Source organism: Nocardioides sp. Soil774 (genome assembly GCF_001428125.1).
Lineage (GTDB): Bacteria > Actinomycetota > Actinomycetes > Propionibacteriales > Nocardioidaceae > Nocardioides.
On record NZ_LMSM01000005.1, the window covers coordinates 19278 to 45673 of the forward strand.

The 26396-nt window shown below is 72.3% G+C and carries 26 protein-coding genes, 1 tRNA gene and 1 pseudogene; 23 read left to right on the forward strand and 5 right to left on the reverse strand.

Going from position 1 to position 26396, the window contains the following annotated elements; all coding sequences use genetic code 11:
• Window positions 1–48 precede the first annotated feature (48 nt).
• The 14 genes from ald to der all read left to right on the forward strand — a co-directional run bounded on the left by ald (window position 49) and on the right by der (window position 13985).
• Window positions 49–1164, forward strand: a complete 1116-nt coding sequence (ald, locus tag ASG76_RS03020) for an alanine dehydrogenase (protein ID WP_056599950.1) — start codon at window positions 49–51, stop codon at window positions 1162–1164.
• Window positions 1161–2093, forward strand: coding sequence for a site-specific tyrosine recombinase XerD (gene xerD / locus ASG76_RS03025; RefSeq protein WP_082587218.1), 933 nt, complete (start codon window positions 1161–1163; stop codon window positions 2091–2093). Before ald ends, xerD begins: the two co-directional genes overlap by 4 nt.
• On the forward strand, window positions 2090–4699 hold the full coding sequence (locus ASG76_RS03030) for a DEAD/DEAH box helicase (protein WP_056599957.1): 2610 nt from the start codon (window positions 2090–2092) through the stop codon (window positions 4697–4699). Before xerD ends, ASG76_RS03030 begins: the two co-directional genes overlap by 4 nt.
• 129 nt (window positions 4700–4828) lie before the next feature.
• The gene (locus tag ASG76_RS03035; RefSeq protein ID WP_157558923.1) at window positions 4829–5629 is read left to right on the forward strand and encodes a hypothetical protein; all 801 of its coding nucleotides are present in this window, start codon (window positions 4829–4831) and stop codon (window positions 5627–5629) included.
• Window positions 5630–6066: 437 nt separating this feature from the next.
• Complete coding sequence (locus ASG76_RS03040) at window positions 6067–6888, forward strand: ParA family protein (RefSeq protein WP_235529414.1); 822 nt, start codon at window positions 6067–6069, stop codon at window positions 6886–6888.
• Window positions 6873–7229, forward strand: coding sequence for a hypothetical protein (locus ASG76_RS03045; RefSeq protein ID WP_082587219.1), 357 nt, complete (start codon window positions 6873–6875; stop codon window positions 7227–7229). The genes ASG76_RS03040 and ASG76_RS03045 overlap by 16 nt, the downstream gene beginning before the upstream one ends.
• On the forward strand, window positions 7226–8101 hold the full coding sequence (locus ASG76_RS03050) for a segregation and condensation protein A (protein ID WP_056599969.1): 876 nt from the start codon (window positions 7226–7228) through the stop codon (window positions 8099–8101). Before ASG76_RS03045 ends, ASG76_RS03050 begins: the two co-directional genes overlap by 4 nt.
• A complete protein-coding gene (gene scpB / locus ASG76_RS03055; protein WP_056599972.1) occupies window positions 8098–8841 on the forward strand; it encodes an SMC-Scp complex subunit ScpB in 744 nt (247 codons plus the stop codon). Before ASG76_RS03050 ends, scpB begins: the two co-directional genes overlap by 4 nt.
• A 49-nt stretch (window positions 8842–8890) precedes the next feature.
• Complete coding sequence (locus ASG76_RS03060; RefSeq protein WP_056599975.1) at window positions 8891–9694, forward strand: pseudouridine synthase; 804 nt, start codon at window positions 8891–8893, stop codon at window positions 9692–9694.
• Window positions 9695–9719: 25 nt separating this feature from the next.
• Window positions 9720–10097 (forward strand): chorismate mutase, encoded by a 378-nt coding sequence (gene aroH, locus ASG76_RS03065; protein ID WP_056599977.1) that lies wholly within the window; start codon window positions 9720–9722, stop codon window positions 10095–10097.
• Window positions 10090–11187, forward strand: a complete 1098-nt coding sequence (locus ASG76_RS03070) for a prephenate dehydrogenase (protein WP_056599980.1) — start codon at window positions 10090–10092, stop codon at window positions 11185–11187. The genes aroH and ASG76_RS03070 overlap by 8 nt, the downstream gene beginning before the upstream one ends.
• Before the next feature lie 11 nt (window positions 11188–11198).
• The gene (gene cmk, locus ASG76_RS03075; protein WP_056599982.1) at window positions 11199–11876 is read left to right on the forward strand and encodes a (d)CMP kinase; all 678 of its coding nucleotides are present in this window, start codon (window positions 11199–11201) and stop codon (window positions 11874–11876) included.
• Complete coding sequence (locus ASG76_RS03080) at window positions 11873–12628, forward strand: lysophospholipid acyltransferase family protein (protein ID WP_056599985.1); 756 nt, start codon at window positions 11873–11875, stop codon at window positions 12626–12628. Before cmk ends, ASG76_RS03080 begins: the two co-directional genes overlap by 4 nt.
• The gene (gene der / locus ASG76_RS03085) at window positions 12621–13985 is read left to right on the forward strand and encodes a ribosome biogenesis GTPase Der (RefSeq protein WP_056599989.1); all 1365 of its coding nucleotides are present in this window, start codon (window positions 12621–12623) and stop codon (window positions 13983–13985) included. The genes ASG76_RS03080 and der overlap by 8 nt, the downstream gene beginning before the upstream one ends.
• Window positions 13986–13998: 13 nt before the next feature.
• Here der and ASG76_RS03090 read toward each other — a convergent pair whose 3' ends face one another.
• Complete coding sequence (locus ASG76_RS03090; RefSeq protein WP_056599992.1) at window positions 13999–14685, reverse strand: M23 family metallopeptidase; 687 nt, start codon at window positions 14683–14685, stop codon at window positions 13999–14001.
• 177 nt (window positions 14686–14862) lie between these two features.
• On the opposite strand from ASG76_RS03090, the gene ASG76_RS03095 reads away from it, so the two are divergent.
• Window positions 14863–14936: transfer RNA gene (locus ASG76_RS03095), tRNA-Pro, on the forward strand.
• Between the two features lie 96 nt (window positions 14937–15032).
• Here the strand turns inward: ASG76_RS03095 and ASG76_RS03100 are convergent.
• Together ASG76_RS03100 and ASG76_RS03105 are read right to left on the reverse strand one after the other, a co-directional pair.
• Window positions 15033–15962, reverse strand: a complete 930-nt coding sequence (locus ASG76_RS03100; protein WP_200948047.1) for a threonine/serine dehydratase — start codon at window positions 15960–15962, stop codon at window positions 15033–15035.
• A gap of 32 nt (window positions 15963–15994) precedes the next feature.
• Window positions 15995–16645, reverse strand: a complete 651-nt coding sequence (locus ASG76_RS03105) for a DUF4389 domain-containing protein (RefSeq protein WP_056599995.1) — start codon at window positions 16643–16645, stop codon at window positions 15995–15997.
• A gap of 206 nt (window positions 16646–16851) precedes the next feature.
• On the opposite strand from ASG76_RS03105, the pseudogene ASG76_RS18660 reads away from it, so the two are divergent.
• Window positions 16852–17424: pseudogene (locus ASG76_RS18660) on the forward strand (SPFH domain-containing protein); the annotation flags it as partial.
• A 242-nt stretch (window positions 17425–17666) separates the two neighbouring features.
• Here ASG76_RS18660 and ASG76_RS03110 read toward each other — a convergent pair.
• Window positions 17667–18764 carry an SLC13 family permease gene (locus ASG76_RS03110; RefSeq protein ID WP_056600959.1) on the reverse strand — a complete coding sequence of 366 codons (1098 nt, stop codon included), beginning with the start codon at window positions 18762–18764 and terminating at the stop codon, window positions 17667–17669.
• Window positions 18765–18861: 97 nt separating this feature from the next.
• On the opposite strand from ASG76_RS03110, the gene ASG76_RS03115 reads away from it, so the two are divergent.
• Window positions 18862–19608 (forward strand): hypothetical protein, encoded by a 747-nt coding sequence (locus ASG76_RS03115; RefSeq protein ID WP_056599998.1) that lies wholly within the window; start codon window positions 18862–18864, stop codon window positions 19606–19608.
• Here the strand turns inward: ASG76_RS03115 and ASG76_RS03120 are convergent.
• Window positions 19599–21116, reverse strand: a complete 1518-nt coding sequence (locus ASG76_RS03120) for a sulfatase-like hydrolase/transferase (protein WP_162254070.1) — start codon at window positions 21114–21116, stop codon at window positions 19599–19601. The genes ASG76_RS03115 and ASG76_RS03120 overlap by 10 nt on opposite strands.
• Before the next feature lie 241 nt (window positions 21117–21357).
• Here ASG76_RS03120 and ASG76_RS03125 point away from each other — a divergent pair, with 241 nt between their 5' ends.
• From ASG76_RS03125 to ASG76_RS03150, 6 genes are read left to right on the forward strand one after another with little or no spacing between them, the layout of a single operon-like run.
• Window positions 21358–22716 (forward strand): hemolysin family protein, encoded by a 1359-nt coding sequence (locus ASG76_RS03125; protein WP_056600961.1) that lies wholly within the window; start codon window positions 21358–21360, stop codon window positions 22714–22716.
• Entirely contained in the window at window positions 22706–23770 is a 1065-nt protein-coding gene (locus tag ASG76_RS03130) for a hemolysin family protein (protein WP_056600004.1), read from the forward strand. Before ASG76_RS03125 ends, ASG76_RS03130 begins: the two co-directional genes overlap by 11 nt.
• Before the next feature lie 20 nt (window positions 23771–23790).
• Window positions 23791–24390: a CDP-alcohol phosphatidyltransferase family protein gene (locus tag ASG76_RS03135; protein ID WP_414858312.1), complete on the forward strand. Its 600-nt coding sequence runs from the start codon at window positions 23791–23793 to the stop codon at window positions 24388–24390.
• Window positions 24383–25315, forward strand: coding sequence for a DUF881 domain-containing protein (locus ASG76_RS03140; RefSeq protein WP_056600010.1), 933 nt, complete (start codon window positions 24383–24385; stop codon window positions 25313–25315). The genes ASG76_RS03135 and ASG76_RS03140 overlap by 8 nt, the downstream gene beginning before the upstream one ends.
• Window positions 25312–25644 carry a small basic family protein gene (locus ASG76_RS03145; RefSeq protein ID WP_056600013.1) on the forward strand — a complete coding sequence of 111 codons (333 nt, stop codon included), beginning with the start codon at window positions 25312–25314 and terminating at the stop codon, window positions 25642–25644. The genes ASG76_RS03140 and ASG76_RS03145 overlap by 4 nt, the downstream gene beginning before the upstream one ends.
• Window positions 25637–26395: a DUF881 domain-containing protein gene (locus tag ASG76_RS03150; protein ID WP_056600016.1), complete on the forward strand. Its 759-nt coding sequence runs from the start codon at window positions 25637–25639 to the stop codon at window positions 26393–26395. Before ASG76_RS03145 ends, ASG76_RS03150 begins: the two co-directional genes overlap by 8 nt.
• The last annotated feature ends 1 nt before the right edge of the window (window position 26396 follow it).

Here is a 26396-nt window from a genome sequence, read left to right on the forward strand (position 1 = left end):
TGAGGCGAGCCACATCCGTGGCCCCTCAATGATCTCTAGGAGCACGGAATGAAGGTCGGCGTACCCAAGGAAGTCAAGAACCGCGAGTACCGCGTGGCCCTGACGCCCATCGGAGTGCACGAGCTGGTCCAGCACGGCCACGAGGTCGTCGTCGAGAAGAGCGCCGGCGTGGGCTCGCAGATCCCCGACGAGGAGTACGTCGCTGCCGGGGCCACCATGCTCGACACAGCCGACGACGTGTGGGGCAGCGCCGACATGATCCTCAAGGTCAAGGAGCCCGTCGCGGAGGAGTACGGCCGCATGCGGGAGGGCCAGACCCTCTTCACCTACCTCCACCTCGCCGCGGACAAGCCGCTGACCGAGGAGCTGATGAAGCGCAAGGTCACCGCCATCGCCTACGAGACGGTGCAGCTGCCCTCGGGCGGGCTGCCGTTGCTCTACCCGATGTCGGAGGTCGCCGGCTGCCTCGCGCCCCAGGTCGGCGCCTACTCGCTGATGAAGGCCAACGGCGGACGCGGCGTCCTGATGGGCGGCGTCGGCGGCGTGGCCAACGCCAAGGTCGTCATCATCGGTGCCGGCGTGTCGGGACAGAACGCCGCCAACATCGCGCTCGGCATGGGCGCCGACGTCACGCTCCTCGACACCGACCTCGACAAGCTGCGGATGTCGTTCTGGCGCTACAACAACCGCGTCCACGGCCTCGCCTCCTCCAAGCTCGCGATCGAGCAGCAGGTCATGGAGGCCGACATGGTCATCGGCGCCGTGCTGATCCCCGGTGCGGCCGCGCCGAAGCTGGTCAGCAACGACCTGGTCTCGCGGATGAAGCCGGGCTCGGTGCTCGTCGACATCGCCATCGACCAGGGCGGCTGCTTCGAGGACTCGCACGCCACCACGCACGACGACCCGACCTACGCGGTGCACGACTCGGTGTTCTACTGCGTCGCCAACATGCCCGGCGCGGTGCCCAACACCTCGACGTACGCCCTGACCAACGCGACCCTGCCCTACGCCGTGGCGCTGGCCGACAAGGGCTGGCAGCAGGCGCTGCGCGACGACCGGAGCCTCGCGCTCGGCCTCAACACCCACGCAGGACAGCTGACGAACGCACCGGTGGGTGCGGCGGTGGGCATCGAGTCCGTGGGGCTCGACAGCGTCCTGGGGTGAGCCCGGGGGTGACGCTGGGCCGCGCGGTCCGCACCTACCTCGACCACCTCACGGTCGAGCGCGGGCTCGCAGCCAACACGCTGAGCTCCTACCGGCGTGACCTCGGCCGCTACGACGAGTTCCTCACCGCACAGGGCATCGACGACCTGGACGCGGTCACCGAGAACACGGTGGCCGCGTTCCTGGTGAGCCTGCGCGAGGGCAGTGAGGGCCACCCGCCCCTGAGCGCGACGTCCGCGGCGCGGACCGTGGTGGCGGTGCGCGGCTTCCACAAGTTCGCCGTGGCCGACGGCCTGGCCGCCGCGGACCCGGCGGCGGCGGTCAAGCCGCCGACGCCCGCCAAGCGGCTGCCGAAGGCGCTTCCGCTCTCCGACGTCGAGGCGATCCTCGACGCCGCGGGTGCGCCCGAGACGGTGCTCGCCCTGCGCGACCGCGCGCTGCTCGAGGTGCTCTACGGCACGGGCGCGCGCATCTCCGAGGCCGTCGGGCTCGACATCGACGACCTCGACCAGGTCGACGGCACCGTGCTGCTGCGCGGCAAGGGCGGCAAGGAGCGGCTGGTGCCGGTGGGCGGCTACGCCCGCGACGCCGTCGCGGCCTACCTGACCCGGGCGCGGCCGGAGCTCGTCGGCGCCGGACGCGGCGGGCCGGCGATGTTCCTCAACTCCCGGGGCGGCAGGCTGTCGCGGCAGAGTGCCTGGGCGGTGCTGGTGAAGGCGGCCGACCGTGCCGGCGTCACCGCGTCGGTCTCCCCGCACACCCTGCGTCACTCGTTCGCCACCCACCTGCTCGACGGCGGCGCCGACGTGCGGGTCGTGCAGGAGCTCCTCGGCCACGCGTCGGTCACGACGACGCAGGTCTACACGCTCGTCACGGTCGACAACCTGCGCGAGGTCTTCGCCACCGCCCACCCCCGGGCGCGGGCATGAGCACCCACCTGTCGCGGGTGCAGGGCGACGCCGACGAGGTCTACGACGCGTTCGCGGGCTGGGTCACGGACCAGGGGCTCTCGCTCTACCCGCACCAGGACGAGGCGGTCATCGAGCTCCTCGGCGGCAACCACGTCATCCTGGCCACCCCGACCGGGTCGGGGAAGTCGCTCGTCGCCATCGGCGCGCACCTGGCGGCGCTCGCGCAGGACAAGGTCAGCTTCTACACCGCCCCCATCAAGGCGCTGGTCAGCGAGAAGTTCTTCGCCCTCATCGAGGTCTTCGGCGCCGACAACGTGGGGATGCTCACCGGCGACGCCGCGGTGAACCCCGACGCGCCGATCATCTGCTGCACCGCCGAGGTGCTGGCCAACATCGCCCTGCGCGAGGGGCGTGCCGCCGACGTCGGCCTGGTGGTCATGGACGAGTTCCACTTCTACGGCGAGCACGACCGCGGGTGGGCGTGGCAGGTGCCGCTGATCGAGCTCGTCGACGCGCAGTTCCTGCTCATGTCGGCGACGCTGGGCGACGTCGGCTTCTTCGTCGAGGACCTCAAGCGGCGCACCGGTCGCGACACCGCCGTCGTCGACGACGCCGAGCGCCCGGTCCCTCTGAGCTTCCGCTGGTCGATGGAGCCGCTCGACGAGACCCTCGAGGAGCTGGTGACCACCGGACAGGACCCGGTCTACGTCGTCCACTTCACCCAGGCCGCAGCCGTCGAGCACGCCACCAACCTGCTGAAGTCGCGCCTCGTCTCCGCCGGCGGGGGACTGAAGGTGGACAAGGAGGCGATCGCCGAGCGGATCGGCGGCTTCCGGTTCGGTGCCGGGTTTGGCAAGACGCTGTCGCGCCTGGTCCGCAACGGGGTGGGCGTGCACCACGCCGGCATGCTTCCGAAGTACCGCCGGCTGGTGGAGACGCTCGCCCAGGCCGGGCTGCTGCGCGTCATCTGCGGCACCGACACGCTCGGGGTCGGCATCAACGTGCCGATCCGCACGGTGTTGTTCACCGGGCTGGCCAAGTTCGACGGCACCAAGCAGCGCGTGCTGCGCACCCGGGAGTTCCAGCAGATCGCAGGCAGGGCGGGCCGCGCGGGCTACGACACGGCCGGCTACGTCGTCGTACAGGCCCCCGAGCACGTCATCGAGAACGAGCAGGCCAAGGCCAAGGCCGCGGCACGCGTGGCGGCGGGCAAGAAGAAGTCCAAGGCCCAGCTGAAGAAGCCGGCAGAAGGCACCGTCGTGTGGACCGAGCAGACCTTCGACAAGCTGGTCGCGGGCGTGCCGGAGCGCCTGACCAGCCGGATGAAGGTCGACAACGCCATGCTCGTCAACGTGGTGTCGCGCGAGGAGGACGCCTTCGCGGTCATGCGTCGTCTGGTCACCGACAACCACGAGGACCGACGCGGGCAGCTGCGCCTGGCCCGCCGTGCGCTGCGGCTCGCGCGGTCCCTGGTGCGCACCGGCATCGTCACCCGCCTCGACGAGGTCGACGAGCACGGTCGCCGCTACGTCCTGGCCGTGGACCTGCCCGACGACTTCGCGATCAACCAGCCTCTCGCGCACTTCGCGCTGGCCGCCTTCGACGTGCTCGACCCCGAGTCGGAGACCTACGGCCTCGACGTCGTGTCGATCGTGGAGGCGGTGCTCGAGGCGCCCCGGCAGATCCTCATGGCGCAGCAGCACGCCGCGCGCGGGGACGCCATCGGTGAGATGAAGGCCGACGGCCTGGAGTACGACGAGCGGATGGCGCTGCTGGAGGAGATCACCTGGCCCCAGCCGCTGCGCGAGCTGCTCGAGGCGCTCTACGAGACCTACCGCCAGACGCACCCGTGGCTGCCCGACGACGCCCTGGGCCCGAAGTCGGTGGTGCGCGAGATGTGGGAGAACGGGATGGGGTTCACCGACTTCGTCGGCCGCTACCAGCTCGCCCGCTCCGAGGGGCTGGTGCTGCGCTACCTCACCGACGCCTACCGCACCCTGCGCCAGACCGTCCCCGAGGCGCACCGCTCGCCGGAGGTGGAGGACGTCGTGGAGTGGCTGGGGGAGACGGTGCGCCAGACCGACTCCTCCCTGCTCGACGAGTGGGAGGCGCTGTCGGACCCCGAGCACGTGCCCGGGGCGGTGTCGCACCACGAGCCGCCGCCTCCGCCGCGTCCGCTCTCGCGCCAGGAGCGGCCGTTCCGGGTGATGCTGCGCAACGCGATGTGGGCGCGGGTCGAGGCAGTCGCGCGCGACGACCTCGACGTCCTCGTACGCCTCGAGCGTGCGGCGGCGGACCGCACCGACCCGCCGCGCGAGGTCGTCGTCGGGCGCTCCGTGTGGGACGCCGCACTGGAGACCTACTACGCCGAGCATGACCGGGTGCTGACCGACGCCGACGCGCGGGGCCCCGACCTGCTCCGCGTGGGCGAGGAGCGCACGGGGGAGCCGGTCGGCGCCGAGGAGGGCACCACCTCGCGCCTGCGCGACGTGCGGCAGACGATCCACGACCCCGAGGGCGACCACGACTGGGTCATCGAGGCGGTCGTGGACTGCGACGCCACCGACAGCGCGGGGGAGCTGGTGCTGGCCACGCTCGCCATGCGTCGCCTGGGCGACCTCTGAGCCGCCACCCCTGACCCGGGACCACGCCGGCCCGGGCGTGTCGTCGTGCATGGTCATCCCCCAGATGGGGGGCGATCCGGCGCACCCTCCGGAGCTAGCGTGCCGGGAGGTCGACCACACGTTTCGGGGGTGAGACAGGTGACGGACGAGGACCAGGCCGGCCCACGGGAGCCCGGGTCGCGTGGGGCGGAGCTCGTGCTGGCCGCGACGTTCCTCCTCGGCGTGGTCACCAGCCTCGTGCTGGTGCTCACGTGGGGGCTGCTGACCGGCGACGACGAGCCGCGAGCAGCCCAGGCAGGACTCGCGCAGGGGACCGACCTGCTCGACCAGGGGCAGGGCCCGTCGCCCGGCGCGACGGGGGACCCGGGCGCGAGCAGCCCGGCACCGGTCGCGACGCGGCCGGCGCCGTCCCGGCTGGCGCGCTGCGCCAGCGCCGAGCACACGCTGGCGCAGGCCCTCGACGCTGCCGGACCGGCGCTCGAGCAGTGGAAGGTGCACGTGGACGCGATGAACCAGCTGGTCGTCGGCGAGATCACCCTCCAGCAGGCCACCGACTTCTGGAACCGCACGCGGGTCGGCGCGCAGCACAAGGTCGCGGGGTTCCGCGACACCGTGCAGCAGGTGCGCCGCGACGGCGTGGACTGTCCCGACCCCGACCTCCTCGCCCCGGGGTCACGGCGGCTGCCCGGCTGCGCGCGACAGGTGCAGGCGGAGATCGCGGTGCTGCGCGCCGCTCGTACGTCGATCGACACCTGGGACCGCCACATCACCGACATGGACATGCTGCGCATGGGCGACCTGTCGCCCGACGAGGCGACGCGGATGTGGCTCTCGATGTGGCACCAGGGCGTGCGCGACCTCGAGGCCTACCGCACCGCGCAACGGCACGCGGAGGCGCTCGACGGCTGCGCGGGCATCGCCACACCCTGACGCCGGCGCGTGCACAGGTCTGTCCACAGGCGACGTCGTCCTGTGCACGGGAACGGGAGCCCGTGCACAGATCTGGTCCGCTGCCTGTGGGTCTGGCGCCGCGATGTTGTGGCGGCCACACCCCGCACCTAGAGTCGCGCCGAGCCGTTCTCGGAACTGTCGACGTGTCGACAAAGTCCGGGCCGTTCGGCGTGATCCAATCGAGGCCTTGGTCGAGGCGAGAAGGAGCGGACATGAGCGGTGCGGGACTCCCGGGTTCGGACAGCGGCAGCAGCGCCGCACAGATGCCGCCGCTCCACCGACCACCCCGACCGCAGCACCCCGACACCACCTCTCGAGACGAGCACACAGTGACGCAGCCGATCCCCTTCGAACGACCGGTCGCAGAGGCTCCCCGGCCCGACCCGGTGGTGCCGCTGGGCCCGACGGGCCGCCCGATGCCGGTCTTCCCGGAGCCGACGCCGCTCACGCGTCCCGCCGGCTCCCGCGCCCGCGTGGTGTCGATGTGCAACCAGAAGGGCGGGGTCGGCAAGACCACGACCACGATCAACCTCGGCGCGTCGCTCGCCGAGTACGGCCGCAAGGTGCTGCTGGTCGACTTCGACCCGCAGGGCTCGCTGTCGGTCGGCCTCGGGCTGAACCCCCACGAGATGGACCTCTCGATCTACAACCTGCTGATGGACCGGGAGGTGGCCATCGACGACGTGGTGGTGCCCTCCGGCATCCCCGGCATGGACCTGCTCCCCTCCAACATCGACCTGTCGGCCGCCGAGGTGCAGCTGGTGCACGAGGTGGCACGCGAGCAGACCCTCCAGCGGGTGCTCGCGCCGGCCCTCGAGCACTACGACGTCATCCTCATCGACTGCCAGCCCTCGCTCGGCCTGCTGACGGTCAACGCGCTGACCGCCTCCGACGGGGTCATCGTGCCGCTGGAGTGCGAGTACTTCGCCCTGCGCGGCGTGGCGCTGCTCAAGACCACCATCGACAAGGTGCGCGAGCGGCTCAACCCCAAGCTCGAGATCGACGGCGTCCTCGGCACCATGTTCGACGGCCGCACGCTCCACAGCCGTGAGGTCATGGAGCGCCTCGTCTCCGCCTGGGGCGACACCGTGTTCCACACCGTCATCCGCCGCACGGTGAAGTTCTCCGACGCCACCGTGGCGGGGGAGCCGATCACGTCGTACGCCTCGTCCTCGACCGGCGCCGACCACTACCGCCAGCTCGCGAGGGAGGTGCTCACCCGGTGGCCCGCCGAGTGAGCATGCCGGCCGCGGACGACCTGTTCCGCCCGACCTCCGACGCCGACGAGTCCGCCACCCAGCGGCCCCGCCGGGTGCGCGCGGTCGCCGACGAGTCGGACGGCACCGAGGCCGGGCCCAAGCGCCCGAGCGGACGGATCCGGCACGACGAGAAGATGACGGTCTACGTGACCGCCGACGAGCTCCTCGACATCGAGCACGCCCGCCTGACGCTGCGGCGCGAGCACGGCCTCGCCGTCGACCGCGGGCGCCTGGTGCGCGAGGCGCTCGCGCTCGTCCTGGCCGACCTCGAGGCGCAGGGCACCGACAGCCCGCTGGTCCAGCGACTGCTGGACGAGTGAGCGCGCCGACCGACCTCGCGTCCGGCGATGCCGGTCCGGCCTTCGCCGTCCGGCTCGACAACTTCGAGGGTCCCTTCGACCTGCTGCTCGGCCTCATCGCCAAGCACAAGCTCGACATCACCGAGGTCGCGCTCTCCCAGGTGACCGACGAGTTCATCGCGCACGTGAAGAACCTCGGCGGCGCGTGGGACCTCGAGCAGACGACGTCCTTCCTCGTGGTCGCCGCGACCCTGCTCGACCTGAAGGCAGCGCGCCTGCTGCCGCAGGGCGACGTGGAGGACGAGGAGGACCTCGCGCTGCTGGAGGCGCGCGACCTGCTCTTCGCCCGCCTCATGCAGTACCGCGCGTTCAAGCAGGTCGCGTCGGTGCTCGAGGACCGCATCGCCTCTGAGGCGCGCAGCCACCCACGGGCGGTGGGGCTCGAGGAGCGCTTCGCCACGCTGCTGCCGGAGGTGCTCATCGGGATCGGGCTCGAGCAGTTCGCCCGGCTCGCGGCCAAGGCGATGGAGCCCAAGCCGGTGCTCGAGGTGTCGCTCCAGCACATCCATGCCGCGAGGGTCAGCGTGCGCGAGCAGGCGCAGGTCGTGGTCGACCGGCTGCGCCGCAGCGGCACCCTGACCTTCCGCGCGCTGTGCGGCGACTCACCCGACCGGCTGACCACGGTCGCGCGCTTCCTCTCGCTGCTGGAGCTGTTCCGCGAGGGCGCGGTCTCCTTCGACCAGGTCACCCCGCTCGGCGAGCTCACCGTGCGCTGGACCGGGGCCGAGGACGGCGACGTCGAGATCCACGACGAGTTCGACGGCGCCGAGCCCTCGGGCGAGGATGACGCCCAGGCAGCCGACGCCGCCGACGTACCCCAGGAGGACCCGTGAGCGAGCCCGAGACCACTCCCGCCGACGTGGAGACCCTCGAGGTGGCGGTCGCCGAGCTGCGCCCGGCGCTCGAGGCCATCCTCATGGTCTCCGACGAGCCGCTCGACGAGGTGCGCCTCGCCACCGTCGTGGGCCATCCCGTGGCCGACGTCGGGGCGGCGCTCGAGGCGCTCGCCGCGGAGTACGCCGACCAGGGCCGCGGCTTCGACCTGCGTCCGGTCGCGGGCGGCTGGCGCTTCTACTCCCGTCCGGAGTACGCCGGTGTCGTGGAGTCGTTCGTCCTCGAGGGCCAGCAGGCCCGCCTGACGCAGGCCGCGCTGGAGACACTCTCGGTGGTGGCCTACAAGCAGCCGGTGTCGCGGGCCCGGGTGTCCGCGATCCGCGGGGTCAACGTCGACGGCGTGATGCGCACGCTGCTGACCCGGGGTCTGGTGGAGGAGGCCGGCCACGACGAGCAGAGCGGCGCCAACCTCTACCGCACGACGTCGTACTTCCTCGAGCGCATCGGCGTCACCTCGCTCGACGACCTGCCCGAGCTGGCGCCGTACCTCCCCGACATGGACGACCTCGAGGACGAGCTGGCGAGCGTCGCCGGCCTCGACGCACCCGCCCCCGCGTCCACCGCCGAGGTGCCTCCCGCACCCGAGACGCCCGACCACCCGGCCCACCCCCCGACCCACCACGCCTCGCCGCACAGCGGCGCCGGCACCGAGCCCGACGGCGGCACCGAGATCTCTTGACCACCCCACGAAACCACTCGCTCCGCTCGCGCTTACGCAGGGACCCCGAATGAAGCCCCACGACGCACCCGACAACGACCAGCCCGCCTCGCAGCGGCCCGAGACCGACGACGACGGCCTGATCCGGCTCCAGAAGCTGCTCGCCCAGTCGGGTGTCGCCAGCCGGCGCAAGTGCGAGGAGCTGATGCTCGACGGCCTCGTCGAGGTCGACGGCGAGGTGGTCACGCGGCTCGGCACCAAGGTCGACCCCCGCACCGCGGTGATCCGGGTCGAGGGCAAGCGCCTGCCCCCGATCAGCGACAAGGTCTACCTCGTGCTCAACAAGCCGCGCGGCGTCGTGTCCACGATGTCCGACCCGGAGGGCCGTCGCACGCTGGGCGACCTGGTGGCCGACCGTCCCGAGCGGCTCTTCCACGTCGGGCGGCTCGACACCGACACCGAGGGCCTGATCATCCTCACCAACGACGGCGACTTCGCCCAGCACCTGGCCCACCCCTCGCACGAGGTCGACAAGACCTACGTCGCGGAGGTCGAGGGGGAGGTGCACGTGCGCACCGTGCGCGAGCTGCTCGCCGGGGTCGTGCTCGACGACGGCCCGGTCACGGTGACCCACGCCCGCGTGCTGGGCGGCGACCCCCGGCGCGAGGGGAGCAACCGCTCGATCGTCGAGCTCACGATCCACGAGGGCCGCAACCGCATCGTGCGGCGCCTGCTCGACCATGTGGGCCACCCGGTGCGGCGGCTGACCCGCACGCAGGTGGGCCCCGTCACGCTGGCCCGGCTGCGGTCCGGGGAGATGCGCGAGCTCACCGTGGCCGAGCTGGGCGAGCTGATGGACAGCGCGCAGCTCTGAGCGCGCGAGCCCGTAGGCTCGGAGCGTGGCAGTCAGGGCAGTGCGTGGGGCGACCCAGCTCGAGGAGGACACCCGCGAGCACATGTTGGACCGGGTGGCGGAGCTGGTCACGGACGTGATGGAGGCCAACCGCCTCGAGGTCGACGACTTCATCTCGATCATCTTCACCGCCACCAGCGACCTGACCAGCGAGTTCCCGGCCTACGCCGCGCGACAGCTCGGCTTCTCCGACGTCCCGCTGGTGTGCGCGCGCGAACTGGAGATCGAGGGATCGATGCCGCGCGTCGTACGTCTCATGGCGCACGTCGACACCGACCTGCCGCGGGCCGAGATCACCCACGTCTACCTCCACGGTGCAGCCAACCTGCGCCGCGACCTGTCCCGCACCACCAGCCATGACTGACGTCCGCACCGAAGCCGCGCTGCCCGCCCTCACCGGACCGGTGGAGGTCGTCGGAGCCGGCCTCATCGGCACCTCCATCGCGCTCGTGTGCCGGCGCCTGGGGCTCGACGTGGTGCTGCGCGACGCCTCCGAGGAGAACCTGCGCACCGCCCACGGGCTGGGTGCCGGGCGACCCGCCGCACCCGGCGACCGCCCCCAGCTGGTCGTCGTCGCCGTCCCTCCGGCGGCGCTCGCGGACGCCGTCGTGGCGGCGCTCGAGCGCACCGGGGCCGTGGTCACCGACGTCGGCAGCGTCAAGGCGGCCCCGCTCGCCGACGTAGCGGCGCGGGTCGGGGCGCCCGAGCTGTCGCGCTACGTCGGCTCGCACCCCATGGCCGGCAGCGAGCGCTCCGGACCACTCGCCGCCAGCGCGGCCCTCTTCGACGGCCGACCGTGGGCGGTCACGCCCCACCCGGGCGCCGACCCGCACGCGGTGGGGCTCGTGGAGTCACTGGTCCTCGAGTGCGGGGCCACCCCGCGCCGGATGGAGCCCGCCGAGCACGACCGCGCCGTCGCCCGCATCTCGCACCTGCCCCACCTGGCCGCGGTGCTGGTCGCCGGGCGACTGGCAAGCGCGCCCGCGGAGCACCTGGCGCTCTCGGGCCAGGGCGTGCGCGACGTCACCCGCGTCGCGGCCAGCGACCCGGGCCTGTGGCGCCAGATCCTGGAGGCCAACGCAGGCGCGGTGCTCGACCTGCTCGCCGAGGTGCGCGCCGACCTCGACGCGCTCATGACGGCCGTGGCCGACGACGCCGGACCCGACCTGGTGGAGATCCTCGCCCGGGGCAACGCCGGCACCGAGGCCATCCCCGGCAAGCACGGCGGGCCGGCGCGTCCGACCCGGTCGGTCTTCGTCTCGGTGCCCGACCACCCGGGCGAGCTGGCCCGGCTGTTCGGCGACGCCGGCGAGATCGGCGTCAACATCGAGGACGTCCACATCGACCACGACCCGGGGCGCCCCGTCGGCCTCACCGAGCTCGTGGTCGAGGAGGGCAGCGCCGAGCACCTCCTCGCCGCTCTCGAATCCCGCGGGTGGACCACTCACCGGTAACCTTCTGGCCCGTGAGCCACGCCAACCCGTCCCTCGTCGTCGCCGTCGACGGCACGTCCGGCTCGGGCAAGTCGAGCACCTCGCGGGGCGTGGCCGAGCGCCTCGGCCTGCGCTACCTGGACACCGGTGCGATGTTCCGCGCGATCACGTGGTGGCTGCTGCGCGAGGGCGTCGACGTACGTGACTCCGACGCGGTGGCGGCCGCCGTCGACGCCGGCCGTCCGGGCATCGAGTCCGGCACCGACCCGCTGGGCCCCACCATCACCGTCGACGGCACCGACGTCTCGGTCGACATCCGGGGCGAGGACGTGACGGCGGCCGTCAGCCCGGTCAGCGCCGTGCCGCAGGTGCGCGCGCTCCTGCTCGACCTGCAGCGCGAGGTGATCGGCGGCGGCGGCATCGTCGTCGAGGGTCGCGACATCGGTTCCGTGGTGTGGCCCGACGCCCAGGTCAAGGTCTACCTCAGCGCCGATCCCGACGCTCGCGCCGCCCGCCGCTCCGCCGAGCTGGGCGGCACCGACGTGGCCAGCACCCAGCAGTCGCTGCTGGAGCGTGACCGGATCGACTCCGGGCGCGCGACGGCGCCGCTGACGATGGCCGACGGCGCGGTGCACGTCGACAGCACCCACCTCACCCTGGCCGAGGTCATCGAGACCATCGTCGGGCTGGCCGCGTCCGCCCGGCCGTGACCGAGCTCCCTGACAGCAGCGCCGAGCATCCGCGGACGCGCCTGCTGCGCATCATGCGTCCGATCGCCGTTCAGGTGATCGGACGCCGCTGGCCGGTCACCGTGCACCACCCAGAGCTGGTGCCCGCGAGCGGCGGGGTGATCCTCGCTGCCAACCACATCGGGCTGCTCGACGGCCCGCTGCTGGCGACGTACGCCCCGCGTCCGGTGCACGCGCTGACGAAGCGGGAGATGTTCGACGGCCGGCTGGGCGGCTTCCTGCGCGCGACGGGCCAGATCCCGCTCGACCGCTACGCCACCGACCCGGGCGCCGTCCGGACCGCCCTGCGGGTCGTACGGGGCGGGGGAGTGCTCGGCATCTTCCCCGAGGGCACCCGGGGCGGCGGCGACTTCCGCCGCTTCCACCACGGCGCGGCCTACCTCGCCCTGGTCACCGGCGCTCCCGTCGTGCCGGTGACGCTGATCGGCACCCGCGCGCCGGGCAGCGCGCGCTCGATCCCGGACCCCGGCGAGGCGATCGACGTGGTGTTCGGGCAGGCGTGGCACACGACACAGCAGGCGTGGCCCCGGACGAGGGAACACGTGGCTGCCACGTCGGTGTTGTTGCGGGGACACATGCTGTCCGAGCTGGACAGCGCCCTCTCCCAGACGCGCCGATCCTTGCCCGGGCCCCTCAGTGCGGGACAATCCGAGGACGACCCCGACACCGGGCTCGTCGAGCACCCCCAGAGAACTGTGGACACACATGAGTGAGCACGACGCCGGCACCCTCGACACCGAGGCCACCGACACCGGACCGACCCCCGTCCTGGCCGTCGTGGGCCGCCCCAACGTGGGCAAGTCCACCCTGGTCAACCGGATCATCGGCCGACGCGAGGCCGTGGTGGAGGACCGCCCGGGCGTGACCCGCGACCGCGTGTCCTACGACGCCAACTGGAACGGTCGCGCCTTCACGGTGGTCGACACCGGCGGCTGGGACCCCGACGCGCGCGGTCTCGCCGAGCGCATCGCAGGGCAGGCCGAGGTCGCGGTCACGCTGGCCGACGCCGTGCTCTTCGTCGTCGACGCGACCGTGGGCATCACCGACGCCGACGAGGCCGTCGTGAGGATCCTGCGCGCCTCGGGCAAGCCCGTCGTCCTCGCGGCCAACAAGGTCGACGACGCTCGCACCGAGGCGGAGGCCTACGGCCTGTGGAACCTCGGGCTCGGTGAGCCGTGGCCGGTGTCGGCGCTCCACGGTCGCGGGTCGGGCGACATGCTCGACGCGATCCTGGCTGCCCTGCCCGAGACGCCTGCTGAGAGCTTCGAGGAGGTGGGCGGGCCGCGTCGGATCGCCATCGTCGGCAAGCCCAACGTCGGCAAGTCGTCGCTGCTCAACATGCTGGCCCAGGAGGACCGGGTCGTCGTCGACAACGCCGCCGGGACCACCGTCGACCCCGTCGACGAGCTGATCACCCTCGGGGACCGCACCTGGCGCTTCATCGACACCGCCGGCATCCGCAAGCGGGTCAACCAGGCCTCGGGCCACGAGTACTACGCCTCGCTGCGCACCTCGACCGCGATCGACCGCGCCGAGGTGGCGGTGCTGGTGCTCGACGCCAGCCAGACCGTGTCCGAGCAGGACATGCGCATCATCCAGACGATCCGCGACGCCGGCCGGGCGATGGTCATCGCCTTCAACAAGTGGGACCTCGTCGACGAGGAGCGCCGCCACTACCTCGAGCGTGAGGTCGAGCGCGACCTCGTGCAGCTCAAGTGGGCGCCGCGCATCAACTTCACCGCCCGCACCGGTTGGCACGTCGACCGGCTCGTCCCGGCGATCGACAAGGCGCTCGAGGGCTGGGAGACGCGCATCGGCACCGGTGCCCTCAACACGTTCCTCGGCCGCCTGGTGGCCGAGCACCCGCACCCGGTGCGCAGCGGCAAGCAGCCCAGGATCCTCTTCGCCACGCAGCCCTCGACGGCTCCGCCGACCTTCGTGCTCTTCACCAGCGGCAAGCTCGACGCCGCCTACGAGCGTTTCGTCGAGCGTCGCCTGCGCGAGGAGTTCGGCTTCGTCGGCACGCCGATCGTCATCAACCAGAAGCCGCGCGAGAAGCGCAAGCGCTGAGCCGGGCGACGGGTCAGGGGGCGAGTCCCTCGGCCCGCAGCCAGTCGAGGGGGTCGATCGGGCCACCCCCGCCGGGTCGCACCTCCAGGTGGAGGTGCGGGCCGGTGGAGTTGCCGGTCGAGCCGACGGACCCGATCCGCTCGGCCACCTCGACGGCCTGACCGGCGTACACCGAGACGTCGTCCTGGTGGCAGTACCAGACCTCGGTGCCGTCGGGCAGCGTGACGATCGTGCGCAGCCCGTAGGGGCCCGACCACGCCACCTCGGACACGACGCCGGCGGCGACCGCGACGATCGCGTCACCGGGCGACGTGCTGAAGTCCTGGCCGCCGTGCTGGGCCTCCCACAGCGGGCCGGTGAGCCCGAAGCCGGCGGAGAGCCGGTACGACGCCAGCGGCAGCACGGCGCGGACCCGCTCGGGGTCGCCGTGGTAGCCGTAGGTGGCCAGCACCGCCTTGCGCCCCAGCAGCGCCCGCTCGCGGGCGTCGGCGCGTCGGTTGAGCGCCAGCAGCGTGCGCTCGCGCTCGTGGAGCTGCGCCTGCGCCCGGACCGCGAGCTCGAGTGTCCGCGCCTGCTGGCCCTGCTCGCGCACGACGGTCTCCGGAGCGGCGGCGTCGGCGCGGGGCGCGGCGAGCCCCAGGCCGAGCGCCAGGAGGACGACGGCCAGGAGCAGACCCGCCCGGTGCGGTTGAGCTGACATGTGGACCCCCCACAGGTTGAGTGTTCATCTTGTGCGGCGTGCGCGCACGCCGCTGCGAAAGCGCGGCAAATGGCCCGGTCGGACTACGCGCGCGCAGCACGGGTGGGTCGATTGCCGAGGTGCACGGGTGCTGCGGTAGTGTTCGGGTCGCTTCGCAGGCCTCGTGCCGGAGGCGTTCGGGCTGTAGCGCAGCTTGGTAGCGCACCTGACTGGGGGTCAGGGGGTCGCAGGTTCAAATCCTGTCAGCCCGACCGAACGAGACAGGGCCCTGATCTGCGGAACCGCAGGTCAGGGCCCTGTCGCATCGACGGCCTGCCCGGCATCGAGCGGCGCAGGACGCGGCCGGGTCAGTCGGACAACGTGGTCAGGTCGGTGTTGGCGCCGCACACCACCACGGCGACGCGCTCGCCGGGGCCCGGGGTGTAGGCGCCTGACAGGATCGCGGCGTACGCCGTCGCCGCGCCGTGCTCGGACACGATGCGGAAGTCGCTCCACAGCCTGTCGCGCGCCTCGATGATCGCGTCCTCGGCGACGAGGACCGACACGGGCGGCTCCGCCTCGGCTGCTGCGAACGCGAGGTCGCCGACGCGCCGCGCGCCGAGCGCGTCGGCGGCCACCCCGGAGACCTCGACGTCCACGGGTCGCCCGGCCGCGATCGCGTCGTGCAGCGTCGGGATGCGCTCGGGCTCGACGGCGACCACGCGCGCCCGGCCACGCACGGACGCGGCGACCCCGGCGTAGAGCCCGCCGCCGCCGACCGCGACGACGATCGTGTCGAGGTCGGGTTCGTCCTCGAGCACCTCCTCGGCCAGGGTGCCGGCCCCGGCCGCGACCTCGGGCTGGTCGTAGGCATGGGCGTACGCCGCCCCGTGCACCCGGGCGAGCTCGAGCGCGGCCTGCTGTGCCTCGGCGTACTCGGTGCCGACCAGGCGCACGTCGGCCCCGTAGCTGCGGATGCGCTCGACCTTGACGGCCGGCGCGGTCTCCGGGACGAACACGGTGGCTCGGATCCCCAGCTCGTGGGCCGCGAACGCCTGTGCCAGGCCGGCGTTGCCGCCCGACGCCACGACGATGCCGGCGTCGCCGATCTCGTCGCGCTCGAGCCCCGTGAGCTGGCGGTTGAACGCGCCGCGGGTCTTGAACACACCGCAGTGCTGGAGGAACTCGCACTTGAGCCAGACCGCATCGCTTGCCGACGGGGCGAGCAGGGGAGTACGGCGGACGCGCCCCCCGAGCCGCTCGCGGGCGGCCAGGACCTCGTCACGGGTGAGCAGCACGGGACCAGTATGGGCCGCGCCGGGCACCGGCCTCAGCGCAGCGAGAAGGGCGGGTACTGGTCGGTGACGAGGAGGAACGCGTAGGCCTGCACCCGCAGCGCCCAGCGGCCGACACCGACCACGTAGTCGAAGAGCCCCCGCGGAAAGCGACCGGTGAGCAGGATCGAGAACCACGCGACGACCACGGCCCCGACCGCACCCACGCCCAGGAAGAACAGCACCACGAAGTGTGGGATCGCGAGCAGCCACTTCACCAGCGGCAACCAGCGGTTGAGGTCGCGCTCGGCGTCGGGGTAGTCGAGCTCGAGGTGGACCTCCTGCTCCTCGACCGTGGATGGGTAGTCGTCGGTCAGGAGCGCGGCGTAGGCGCAGACGCGAGTGCCGAACCGGGTGAGCTCCAGGGCGAAGTCGAACCACCAGCGGGGGTAGCGCTGACGGAAGACGATCATCAGCAGCGTGGCGCCGAACAGGCCGCTGACGATCCCGCCACTCGTCGTGGTCACCGCCTCGCGGCCCTGGTCGTAGACCGTCTGGGTGACTCCTGCCGTGAGCACCCCGTAGACGATGGCGATCGGGATGACCAGCACCACCCGGAACAACGTGCGGACCCGGTCGTGCTGCTCCGCGTAGTCGATGTCGAGGCGAGCCGGGTAGGCGGTCGGTGGCGGGCTCTGGACGGACATGTGACCTCCTGCTGACGCGTGCGATGACCCTGAGCGTGGGCCATCGGCCACCCACCGGAGAGAGGCATAGGTCCCACCGTCCCGGGACCGTGACCTTGGTCCACCGCGCCCCATGACGTTCGCCACTGCCCGTCCGGCGGTGCGAGCGGCAGTGTGGAGGAGGGAGCCGTGCGCACCCGGTGCCGGGCCCAGCGGAGGTGAGGACCATGGAGACATGGGTGGGGATCGTGCTCGCACTCGGGATCGTCTGCGTGCTGCTGCTCGCACTGTCGATCCGGATCGTGCGGCAGTACGAGAAGGGCGTGCAGTTCCGGCTGGGCCGGCTCCACGGCGTGCGGGAGCCCGGACTCCGGCTGATCATCCCGTTCGTCGACGTGCTGCGTGTGGTGTCGCTGCGCACGGTCACGATGCCGATCCAGTCGCAGGGCATCATCACCAAGGACAACGTCAGCATCGACGTCGCCGGCGTCGCCTACTTCCACGTGGTCGACGCGGTGAAGTCGGTCCTCGCCATCGAGAGCGTCGTGACGGCCATCAACCAGATCGCGCAGACGACGTTGCGCAACGTCGTGGGCCAGCACACCCTGGACCAGACGCTCGCCGAGACCGACGTCATCAACGTCCACATCCGCGAGATCCTCGACCGGACCACGACGGAGTGGGGCCTGGTGGTGACCCTCGTGGAGCTCAAGGACATCACGTTGCCGGAGAGCATGAAGCGCGCCATGGCGCGCCAGGCCGAGGCCGAGCGGGAGAAGCGGGCCAAGATCATCGCGGCGGAGGGCGAGGCCGCGGCGGCCTCGGCGCTGGGCGAGGCGTCGGACACGATGATGCAGCACCCGTTGGCGCTGCAGCTGCGCAACCTCCAGAGCCTGATCGAGATCGGCGTCGACAAGAACACCACCGTGGTCTTCCCGGCCCCGCTGATGAGCACCATCGGCGATCTGTCCGCGTTCCTCCAGCGCGAGACCCGGGCAAGCGAGGCGCAGGCCGGGTCGAGGGCGGCGCAGGCCGCCCCGGCTCAGACGATGACGAGCGTCGCCGCCGTGACGCAGACGGCGGCGCACAGGGCGCCCCACCCGGCCAGCCTCAGCAAGGGGACCTCGAGGCCCGCCGACCGGCAGCGCTGGAGCCACAGCAGCGTGGCGAGCGAGGCCCATGGCGTGACGATCGCCCCGGCGTTGACGCCCACCAGCGTCGCGACCAGGCGGCGCACGTCGTCGGCGGCGGACGGCTCGACGACCAGGTAGGCAGGCAGGTTGTTGACCAGGTTCGCCGCGAGGGCCGAGGTGCCCGCGAGGTGGAGCAGGTCGAGCGGGCGCGTCCCGGTGCCGACGGCCGGCCCCAGCCAGTCGAGCACGCCCTCGGCCTGCGCCAGGCGCAGCAGGCCGGCCACCAGCACGAACGCGCCGGCCATCAGCCACGGCGGTCGTACGTCGCGCAGCAGGGCGGGCGCGCGCCACAGCACCGCACCGACGAGCACGGCGGCCGAGCCCAGCGCCACCACGGCGGGCTCGAGTCCCACGGCGAACAGGGGGCCGACAGCGAGGCACACCGCGCCGGACACGACGAGCAGCGCGCGGTCGTGGGGCTCGGCGGGTGGGTCGACGGCGTACGTGCCGCGCAGCGAGCGGCGCTGCAGGAGCGCGATGAGCACGAGGGTGAGGACGACGGCGACCACCGCCGGCGGGGCTGCGGTGCGCACGTAGTCCGCGTGGTCGGCGCCGAGGTCCTCGAAGCGGTGCACCGCGAGCAGGTTGGTGAGGTTGGAGACGGGGAGCAGGAGCGAGCCGGTGTTGGCGACCCAGAGCGTGGTGAGGGCGAACGGCATCGGCGCGATGCCGGTCTGCTGGGCGATCGCGAGACCGACCGGGGTCAGGAGCACGGCGGTCGTGTCGAGGCTCAGCACGACCGTGCTGACGACTGCCAGTCCGGAGAAGGCGAGCCACAGCAGCACGACGCGGTGCCGGGCTCGCCGTGCCAGCGCGTGCGCGGCGACGTCGAAGACCCCGGCGAGCTGCGCGATCTCGGCCGTCACGGTGATGGCGAGGAGGAACACCGCGACCGGCAGCACCTGTGACAGCACGGGCTGCAGGACGTCGAGCACGAGGGCCAGCATGACGACCGGCTCCCGCGCCGGCGCCGGGAGGGGGTGCCCGTGCCGGCCGCACGGGTGCACGATGGCGGGTGAGCCGTCCCGTTCAGAGGAGATCACGATGAGGACCACCCACCTCGCAGCGCTGGCCGTTGCCGTCACCTGCGCAGCCGGCGTGCCCACGGCGTCCACAGCCTGGAGCCATGGCTCGAGCCCGCGGGTCACGAGCCCTCACGGCTCCGGCGTCGTCGACCCCGCCGACTTCGACCACCCGCGCGCGAACGCGTGGTTCCCGCTGGTGCCCGGCACCGTCGCGCGCTTTCGTGGCACCGACGAGGGGGAGCACTTCCGCGAGCGTGTCGTGGTGACCTCACGCACCAAGGTGGTCCAGGGCGTGACCACCACCGTGGTCCGCGACGTCCTGCGTCGTGCGGACGGCTCTCTCGCAGAGCGCACCCGCGACTGGTACGCCGCCGACGACGACGGCAACGTCTGGTACTTCGGCGAGGCCACCGCGACGTACGACGACCACGGCGACGTCGAGAGTCGTGACGGATCGTGGCGGGCCGGGGTCGACGGCGCCGTGGCGGGGACGATCATGCCTGCGCACCCCTCGGCCACCGACGCCTACCGCCAGGAGCTCGACCGGGGTGCCGCGGAGGACCAGGCGTGGGTGGTGCAGCGCGGTGCGACGACCACCGTCCCCTACGGCACGGTGCGCGACGTCGTGCGCACCTTCGAGTGGAGCCGGCTCGAGCCCGACGTGGTGTCGACCAAGCTCTACGCCCCGGGCGTGGGCATCGTGCGCGAGGAGGACCTCGCGGGCGGTGACGAGACCTTCGTGCTGGTCTCGGTGCGTCAGCGCTGAGGGCGGTCGGCGAGGGGTGACGGCTCGGGCACGGGCCCGAAGAGCTGGTTGCACGTCCAGCCGGCGCAGCCGACCAGCTCGGAGCGCCGCAGCTCCAGCGCGGCGCGTACGTCGGCGTAGGCCGGGTCGTCGATGCGGTTGACCATCTCGTCGGGGTCGATGAGGTGGTCGTAGAGGAACCCGTCGGTGCCGTCGGTGCCGTAGAGGTAGCGATCGGTGCGCACGCCGCGGTGCGACCAGCCGTCGCCCAGAGTGCGACCGGTCTGGATCAGGGTGGTGTCGCGGAAGGACTGCGTCTCCCCGTGCAGGGTCGGGGCGAGCGAGGTGCCGTCGACCAGCCACTGGGGCGCGACCCCGGTCAGCGCGGCGAACGTGGCCGGCAGGTCGACCAGCGTCACCGGGAGGTCCGAGGTCGATCCGGGCGCGATCCCGGGCCCACGCACCACCAGCGGCACCTGCAGCGCCTCGTCGGTGAGGACGTCCTTGCCGACGAAGCGGTGCTCGCCGAGGGAGTAGCCGTTGTCGGAGCTGAAGACGATGTAGGTGTCGTCGAGCACGCCCTCCTCGTCGAGGGTGTCGACCAGCGAGCCGACCGCCCGGTCGACCGCCTGGAGCACCTGGAGGCGCGCGGTGTTCTCCGCAGCCACCTCGGCCCGGGGCGCGGGGGAGAGGTGGCGCAGGTAGGACGGCTGGTCGCTCACGTCACTCTCGTCGAACGACGGGGCGTCGAACGACGAGGGCCGCTGGTCGAGGAACAGGCCGCGGTCCTGCGGCGCTGCCGGCGGAAGGCCGCGACCACCCTCGGGCGTGATGCGGTAGTGCGGCGCGAGGTGCCAGGCGTAGACGACGAACGGGTCGCCGCTCGCGGCGAAGTCGCGCACGTCCCGGTTGGTGTGGTCCTCGATCACCGAGGTGATGTAGCTGTCGGTGTAGCGCTGCGGGTCACCGTCACCGGTCATCGAGAAGTCGACGTAGTCGTAGACCCCGCGCGTGAGCGCGTCCCACCGCGACCACCCGGAGGGTCGCACGTCGTGGGGGCCGTAGCCGTTGAGGAACTTGCCGACGAAGCCGGTGCGGTAGCCGCTGTCGCGGAACCAGGAGCTGGCCTCGCGCGTCGGGTCGAGGGCCTGGAAGCCGCCGTGGACGCCCCGGTTGTGCTGCACGCCGTTGTTCTGGGCGTACTGACCGGTCGCCAGCTGGGCGCGGGCGGGGCAGCACAGCGGGTGCGGCGAGATCGCGTCGGTGAACTGCATGCCCTGGTCGACGAGCAGCCGGCGGGTGATCGGCATGTGGTCGAGGTCGTCGTCGCGCATGTCGTCGGTGAGGACGAAGACGAGGTTGGGTCGCCCCGCGCCCGTGGCGGCGTCCGGGCTGCGCGTCGTCTGGACCATCCGCACCGAGCCGCCGGGCGCTCCGCCGCTCGCGCCACCGGTGGCGGTGACCGTGGCGAGGGTGGCGACGAGGACCACCAGGAGAGCGGCCGCGATCGACTGTGCCCACGCTCGCATCGTCGTCATTCCCCGCCGGACCCACGTGGGTCCTTCTCGCTCGCCCCAAGATGTCGGGGCCACACTAGGGCGGTCGGGGGCACCGCCCCAAAGCGACACGACGACTGGGGCAAAGCTGTGACGGACGGCTAGTCTGTGGGTTCGCCGACGCCGAGAATCTGCCGACCGAAGGAACCCACGCGCCGACCATGGACGAGAGTCAAAGTCCCCGCACGACCGCACTGACCACCGGGTGCGCGTCGTGACCCCCCTCCTCCTGCTCCTGGCCTCCCTGGCGCTCGTCGCGGCCTGCGGACTGTTCGTCGCCGCCGAGTTCTCCTTCGTCACCGTCGACCGCCCGAGCGTCGAGCGCGCCGCCGCCGAGGGCGATGAAGGTGCCCGAGGCGTGCAGATCGCGCTGCGCTCGCTCTCGACCCAGCTCTCCGGCGCCCAGGTCGGCATCACGGTGACGAACCTCGCCATCGGCTTCCTGGCCGAGCCCGCCATCTCCGACCTCATCGACGGCCCGCTGTCGGCCACGGGCGTGCCGGAGTCGGTGGTCACGCCGCTGTCGCTCGCGCTGGGTCTCGCGCTCGGCACCGCCATCACGATGGTCTTCGGCGAGATGGTGCCCAAGAACATCGCGATCGCCCGGCCCCTGCAGACCGCGCGCACCACCCAGGGCTTCATGCGCGGCTTCACCGCGCTGACCAAGCGGCCGATCCATGTGCTCAACGGCTCGGCCAACGCCATCGTGCGCCGCCTCGGGATCGAGCCGCAGGAGGAGCTGCGCTCGGCGCGCAGCTCGCAGGAGCTGGCCTCGCTCGTCCAGCGTTCGGCCGACCAGGGCACCCTCGACGCCGACACCGCCGAGCTGATGGAGCGCTCGGTGGAGTTCGGCACCCGCACCACCGGCGAGATCATGACCCCGCGCGTGCGCACGACCACGGTCGAGGACGGTGACCGGGTGTCCTCGGTCATCGAGCTCGCCCGCCAGACCGGTCACTCGCGGTTCCCGGTGCTCGACGCCGAGGACACGGTCGTCGGCACCGTGCACGTCAAGCACGCCGTCGCCGTCCCCGTGCACGAGCGGGCCACGACGCGCATCAAGCACGTCATGGTGCGACCGGTCGTGGTGCCCGACAGCCTGCGCCTCGACCCGCTGCTCGCGCTGCTGCGCCAGGACGGCTTCCAGATGGCCATCGTGCTCGACGAGTACGGCGGCCACGCCGGCATCGTGACCCTCGAGGACGTCGTCGAGGAGATCGTCGGCGACATCTCCGACGAGCACGACCGACTCGGGGCACGCATCCGCCAGCGCCGCGACGGCAGCTGGACGCTGTCGGGGCTGCTGCGGCCCGACGAGGTCGAGGACGCCACCGACGTCGAGCTGCCGCACCACGAGGACTACGACACGGTCGCGGGCCTGGTGATGCGCGAGCTGGGGAAGATCCCGGTCGCGGGTGACCGCGTCGAGGTCGCGGTGCCCGACCGCACCGACCCCCACGAGCCGCGCGAGCGGCTGGTGACCCTCACCGTCGAGCGGATGGACGGGCTGCGCATCGACCGCCTCGAGCTGCGTGTCGTCGCGCCCGCAGAGGAGGTCTCCGGTGAGCAGTGACCTCTTTGGCGTGGTCCTGGCCCTCGTCCTGCTCGTGCTCAACGCGTTCTTCGTCGGCGCGGAGTTCGCCCTGCTCGCCGCCCGGCGCAGCCAGATCGAGCCGCACGCCCAGGAGGGCTCGCGCGCCGCGCGCACGACCCTGCGGGCGATGGAGAACGTCTCGCTGGTGATGGCCGGTGCCCAGCTGGGCATCACCGTCTGCTCGCTCGGCCTCGGTGCCATCGGCGAGCCCGCGGTGGCGCACCTGCTCGAGCCGCTCTTCCACGCAGCTCGGTTGCCCGACAACTTCCTGCACCCGGTGTCGTTCGTCGTGGCGATGTCGGTCGTGGTCTACCTCCACGTCGTGCTGGGCGAGATGGTGCCCAAGAACATCGCCCTGGCCGGCGCCGAGCGCGCCGCGCTCGTGCTCAGCCCGCCGATGATGGTCATCGTCACCGTGCTGCGCCCGGTGATCGCGGTCATGAACCTCTTCGCCAACGGGGTGCTGCGCCTGCTGCGCATCGAGCCCAAGGACGAGGTGCACTCCAGCTTCACCCGCGAGGAGGTCGCCGCCCTGGTCGAGGAGTCGCGGGGCGAGGGGCTCATCGAGGCCGAGGAGTACGACCGGCTCGCGGGCGCGCTCGGCTTCACCGAGAAGGCCGTCGGCTCGATCCTCATGGCACCCGACACCCTGGCCACCGTGGCGCCGGGGTCGACGGTGGCCGACGTGGAGGCGGTGTGCGCCGCGACCGGCTTCAGCCGCTTCCCGGTGGCCGCGGCGGACGGCACGCTGCTCGGCTACCTCCACATCAAGGACGCTCTGGAGTCCGACGACGACAAGCGCTCGCGCGTGATCGAGGACAAGTGGATCCGTCCCTTCGCCTCGGTGCACCCCGACGACCTGCTCCACGACGCGCTGGAGAGCCTGCAGGTCAAGGGCGCCCACATGGCCCGGGTGGTCGAGCGCGACGGCGAGGTCGTCGGTCTAGTCACCCTCGAGGACGTGCTGGAGGAGCTGGTGGGCGAGATCCGCGACGCCGCCCACCACGACGTGTCCACCGTCGACGCGCCCTGAGGGCTGGATAGGGTCTGAGCGTGTCCGAGGAAGCCTCCCGCGTCTGGACCGTGCCCAACGTGATCAGCGTGGTGCGGCTCGCCGGCGTGCCGCTGTTCCTCTGGCTCGTCCTGGGCCCCGAGTCCGACGCGATCGCGCTGGTCGTGCTCATGGTCGCGGGGTTCACCGACTTCCTCGACGGCTGGCTGGCGCGACGGCTGGGACAGTTCTCCCGGCTCGGCGAGATCCTCGACCCCGTGGCCGACCGCCTCTACATCCTCGCCGTGGTCGTCGGGCTGTTCCTGCGCGACATCATCCCGTGGTGGGTCGCGCTCGCGCTCCCGCTGCGCGACCTGCTCCTCTGGGGCCTGGTGCCGATCCTGCGCACGCGGGGCTTCTCGGCGCTCCCGGTGCACTTCCTCGGCAAGGCCGCGACGTTCAACCTGCTCTACGCCTTCCCGCTGCTGCTGCTCGGGGAGGGCGACGGCACCGTCGCGACCCTCGCCCGCAACTTCGGCTGGGCGTTCGCGTGGTGGGGCATCGGTCTCTACTGGTGGGCCGGCGTGCTCTACGCGTGGCAGGTCCGCACCCTGGTGCGCGAGACGCCGCGTCGTACGTCGCCCGCGACCGACCATGGCTGAGCCGCACGCCCACCGGGCCTCCCACGAGCGCCACTCCCACGAGCGCCACTCCCACGAGCAGCCGGAGCACCCGCTCCCGGCCCACGTGACCACGCCGCTGCTCTCGCTGATCACGGCGCGCTCGATGGACGAGGACTACGCGCACGTCGCCCAGCAGCGCGCCGCCGCAGGCGTCGCGCCGTCGTCGCAGCGGGGACGACCCCACTGGACCAGCGTCGCCGCGGTGGCCCTGCTGGGAGTGATGGCTGCCGTGGTCGCCGCCCAGACCGACCGGCAGGCCCCGGTCACCGAGCTGAGCCGTGCCGCGCTGATCGACCAGATCGACCTCCGCAGCGGCGAGCTGCGCGACCTGCAGCACCAGGTGGGCGACCTCACCCAGTCCAACGCGGCCGCAGCCGGCGCGAGCACCCGGATCCAGGGCCAGCTCGACGACCTCGCGACGCGCGTCGAGCGCGCCGAGCTCGTGACGGGGTTCTCGCCCGTGCGGGGCCCGGGGGTGCGGATCACCGTCGACAACCCGCCGGACGTCGACGTCAACGACGAGATCCGCGACGAGGACCTCGCCTACCTCGTCGACGGGCTGTGGGAGGCCGGCGCGGAGGCGATCGCCGTCAACGACCAGCGGGTCAACGTGCTCGGGGGCATCCGCAACACGTCCCGGGCGATCCACGTCAACGGCCGACCCGTCATCGCGCCCTACGTCGTCCAGGCGATCGGCGACCCCCGCACCCTCCAGGCCCGGCTGCTCCAGTCGAGCCAGGGCCAGGAGTGGTTCGCGCTGGTCAGCTTCTACGGCTTCGTCTACGAGCCGCAGAATGTCGACGACATCCGGCTGCCGGCTGCGCCCGAGCGGCCGCTGCGTGATGTGATCGAGCTCAACGCAGGTCCCGACGGCGCTGCACAGGAAGAGGGGAGCACCCCGTGATCGCCGCACTCGGCCTGCTCGTCGGCATCATCGCCGGTCTGGTCTTCGCACCCGACGTGCCCCTGAGCCTGCAGAACTACCTCCCCATCGCCGTCGTCGCCGCGCTCGACGCGGTGTTCGGTGGCCTGCGCGCCTACCTCGACGGCATCTTCGACGACAAGGTCTTCGTCGTCTCCTTCGTCAGCAACGTCGTCATCGCCGCCGCGATCGTCTACCTCGGCGACCAGCTCGGCGTGGGTGCCCAGCTGACCACCGGTGTCGTCGTGGTGCTCGGCATCCGGATCTTCTCCAACGTCGCCGCCATCCGGAGGCACGTCTTCCATGCCTGACGAGCCCCGCCCGAGCGACCCCGAGCGCGACCCCGAGCGCGACCGGATCCGCAGCGCCCTGACGCGGCCCTCGTCGCGCCAGGTCGTGGTGGCGGTGCTCCTGGCCGTGCTGGGGTTCGCGGTCGTGGTGCAGGTGCGCGACACCAAGGCCAACGACACCTACGCCGGCCTGCGTGAGAGCGAGCTGGTGCAGGTGCTCAACGGCCTCACCGGCACGGCCGAGCGCGCGCGGCGCGAGGTCGACCGCCTCGAGAGCCGCCGCGACGAGCTGCGCGACGAGAACCAGGCCCGCTCCGCCGCGCTCGACGAGGCCGAGCAGCGTGTGCGCACGCTCAACGTCATCGCCGGGCTGGTGCCGGTCTCGGGCCCGGGCCTGCGGGTGACGATCACGGAGTCGACCACCTCGGTGAGCGTCGGCTCGCTCCTCGACACCGTGCAGGAGCTGCGCACGGCGGGGGCGGAGGCGATGGAGTTCAACGACTCGATCCGGCTCGGTGCTGACAGCTCCTTCGAGGACGCCATCGGCGGGATCGAGCTCGACGACCAGCTGCTCGAGCCGCCGTACGTCCTCGACGTGATCGGTGACCCCCACATCCTGCGCACCGCGCTCACGTTCTCCTCCGGCCCCGTCCAGACGCTCGAGACCCTGGACGGCGCCACGGTGACGATCGAGGACCTGGAGTCGGTCGAGATCACCAGCGTGCGCGAGCCGTCGCGACCTGAGTATGCGGAGCCGGCCAGCGCCCAGTAGC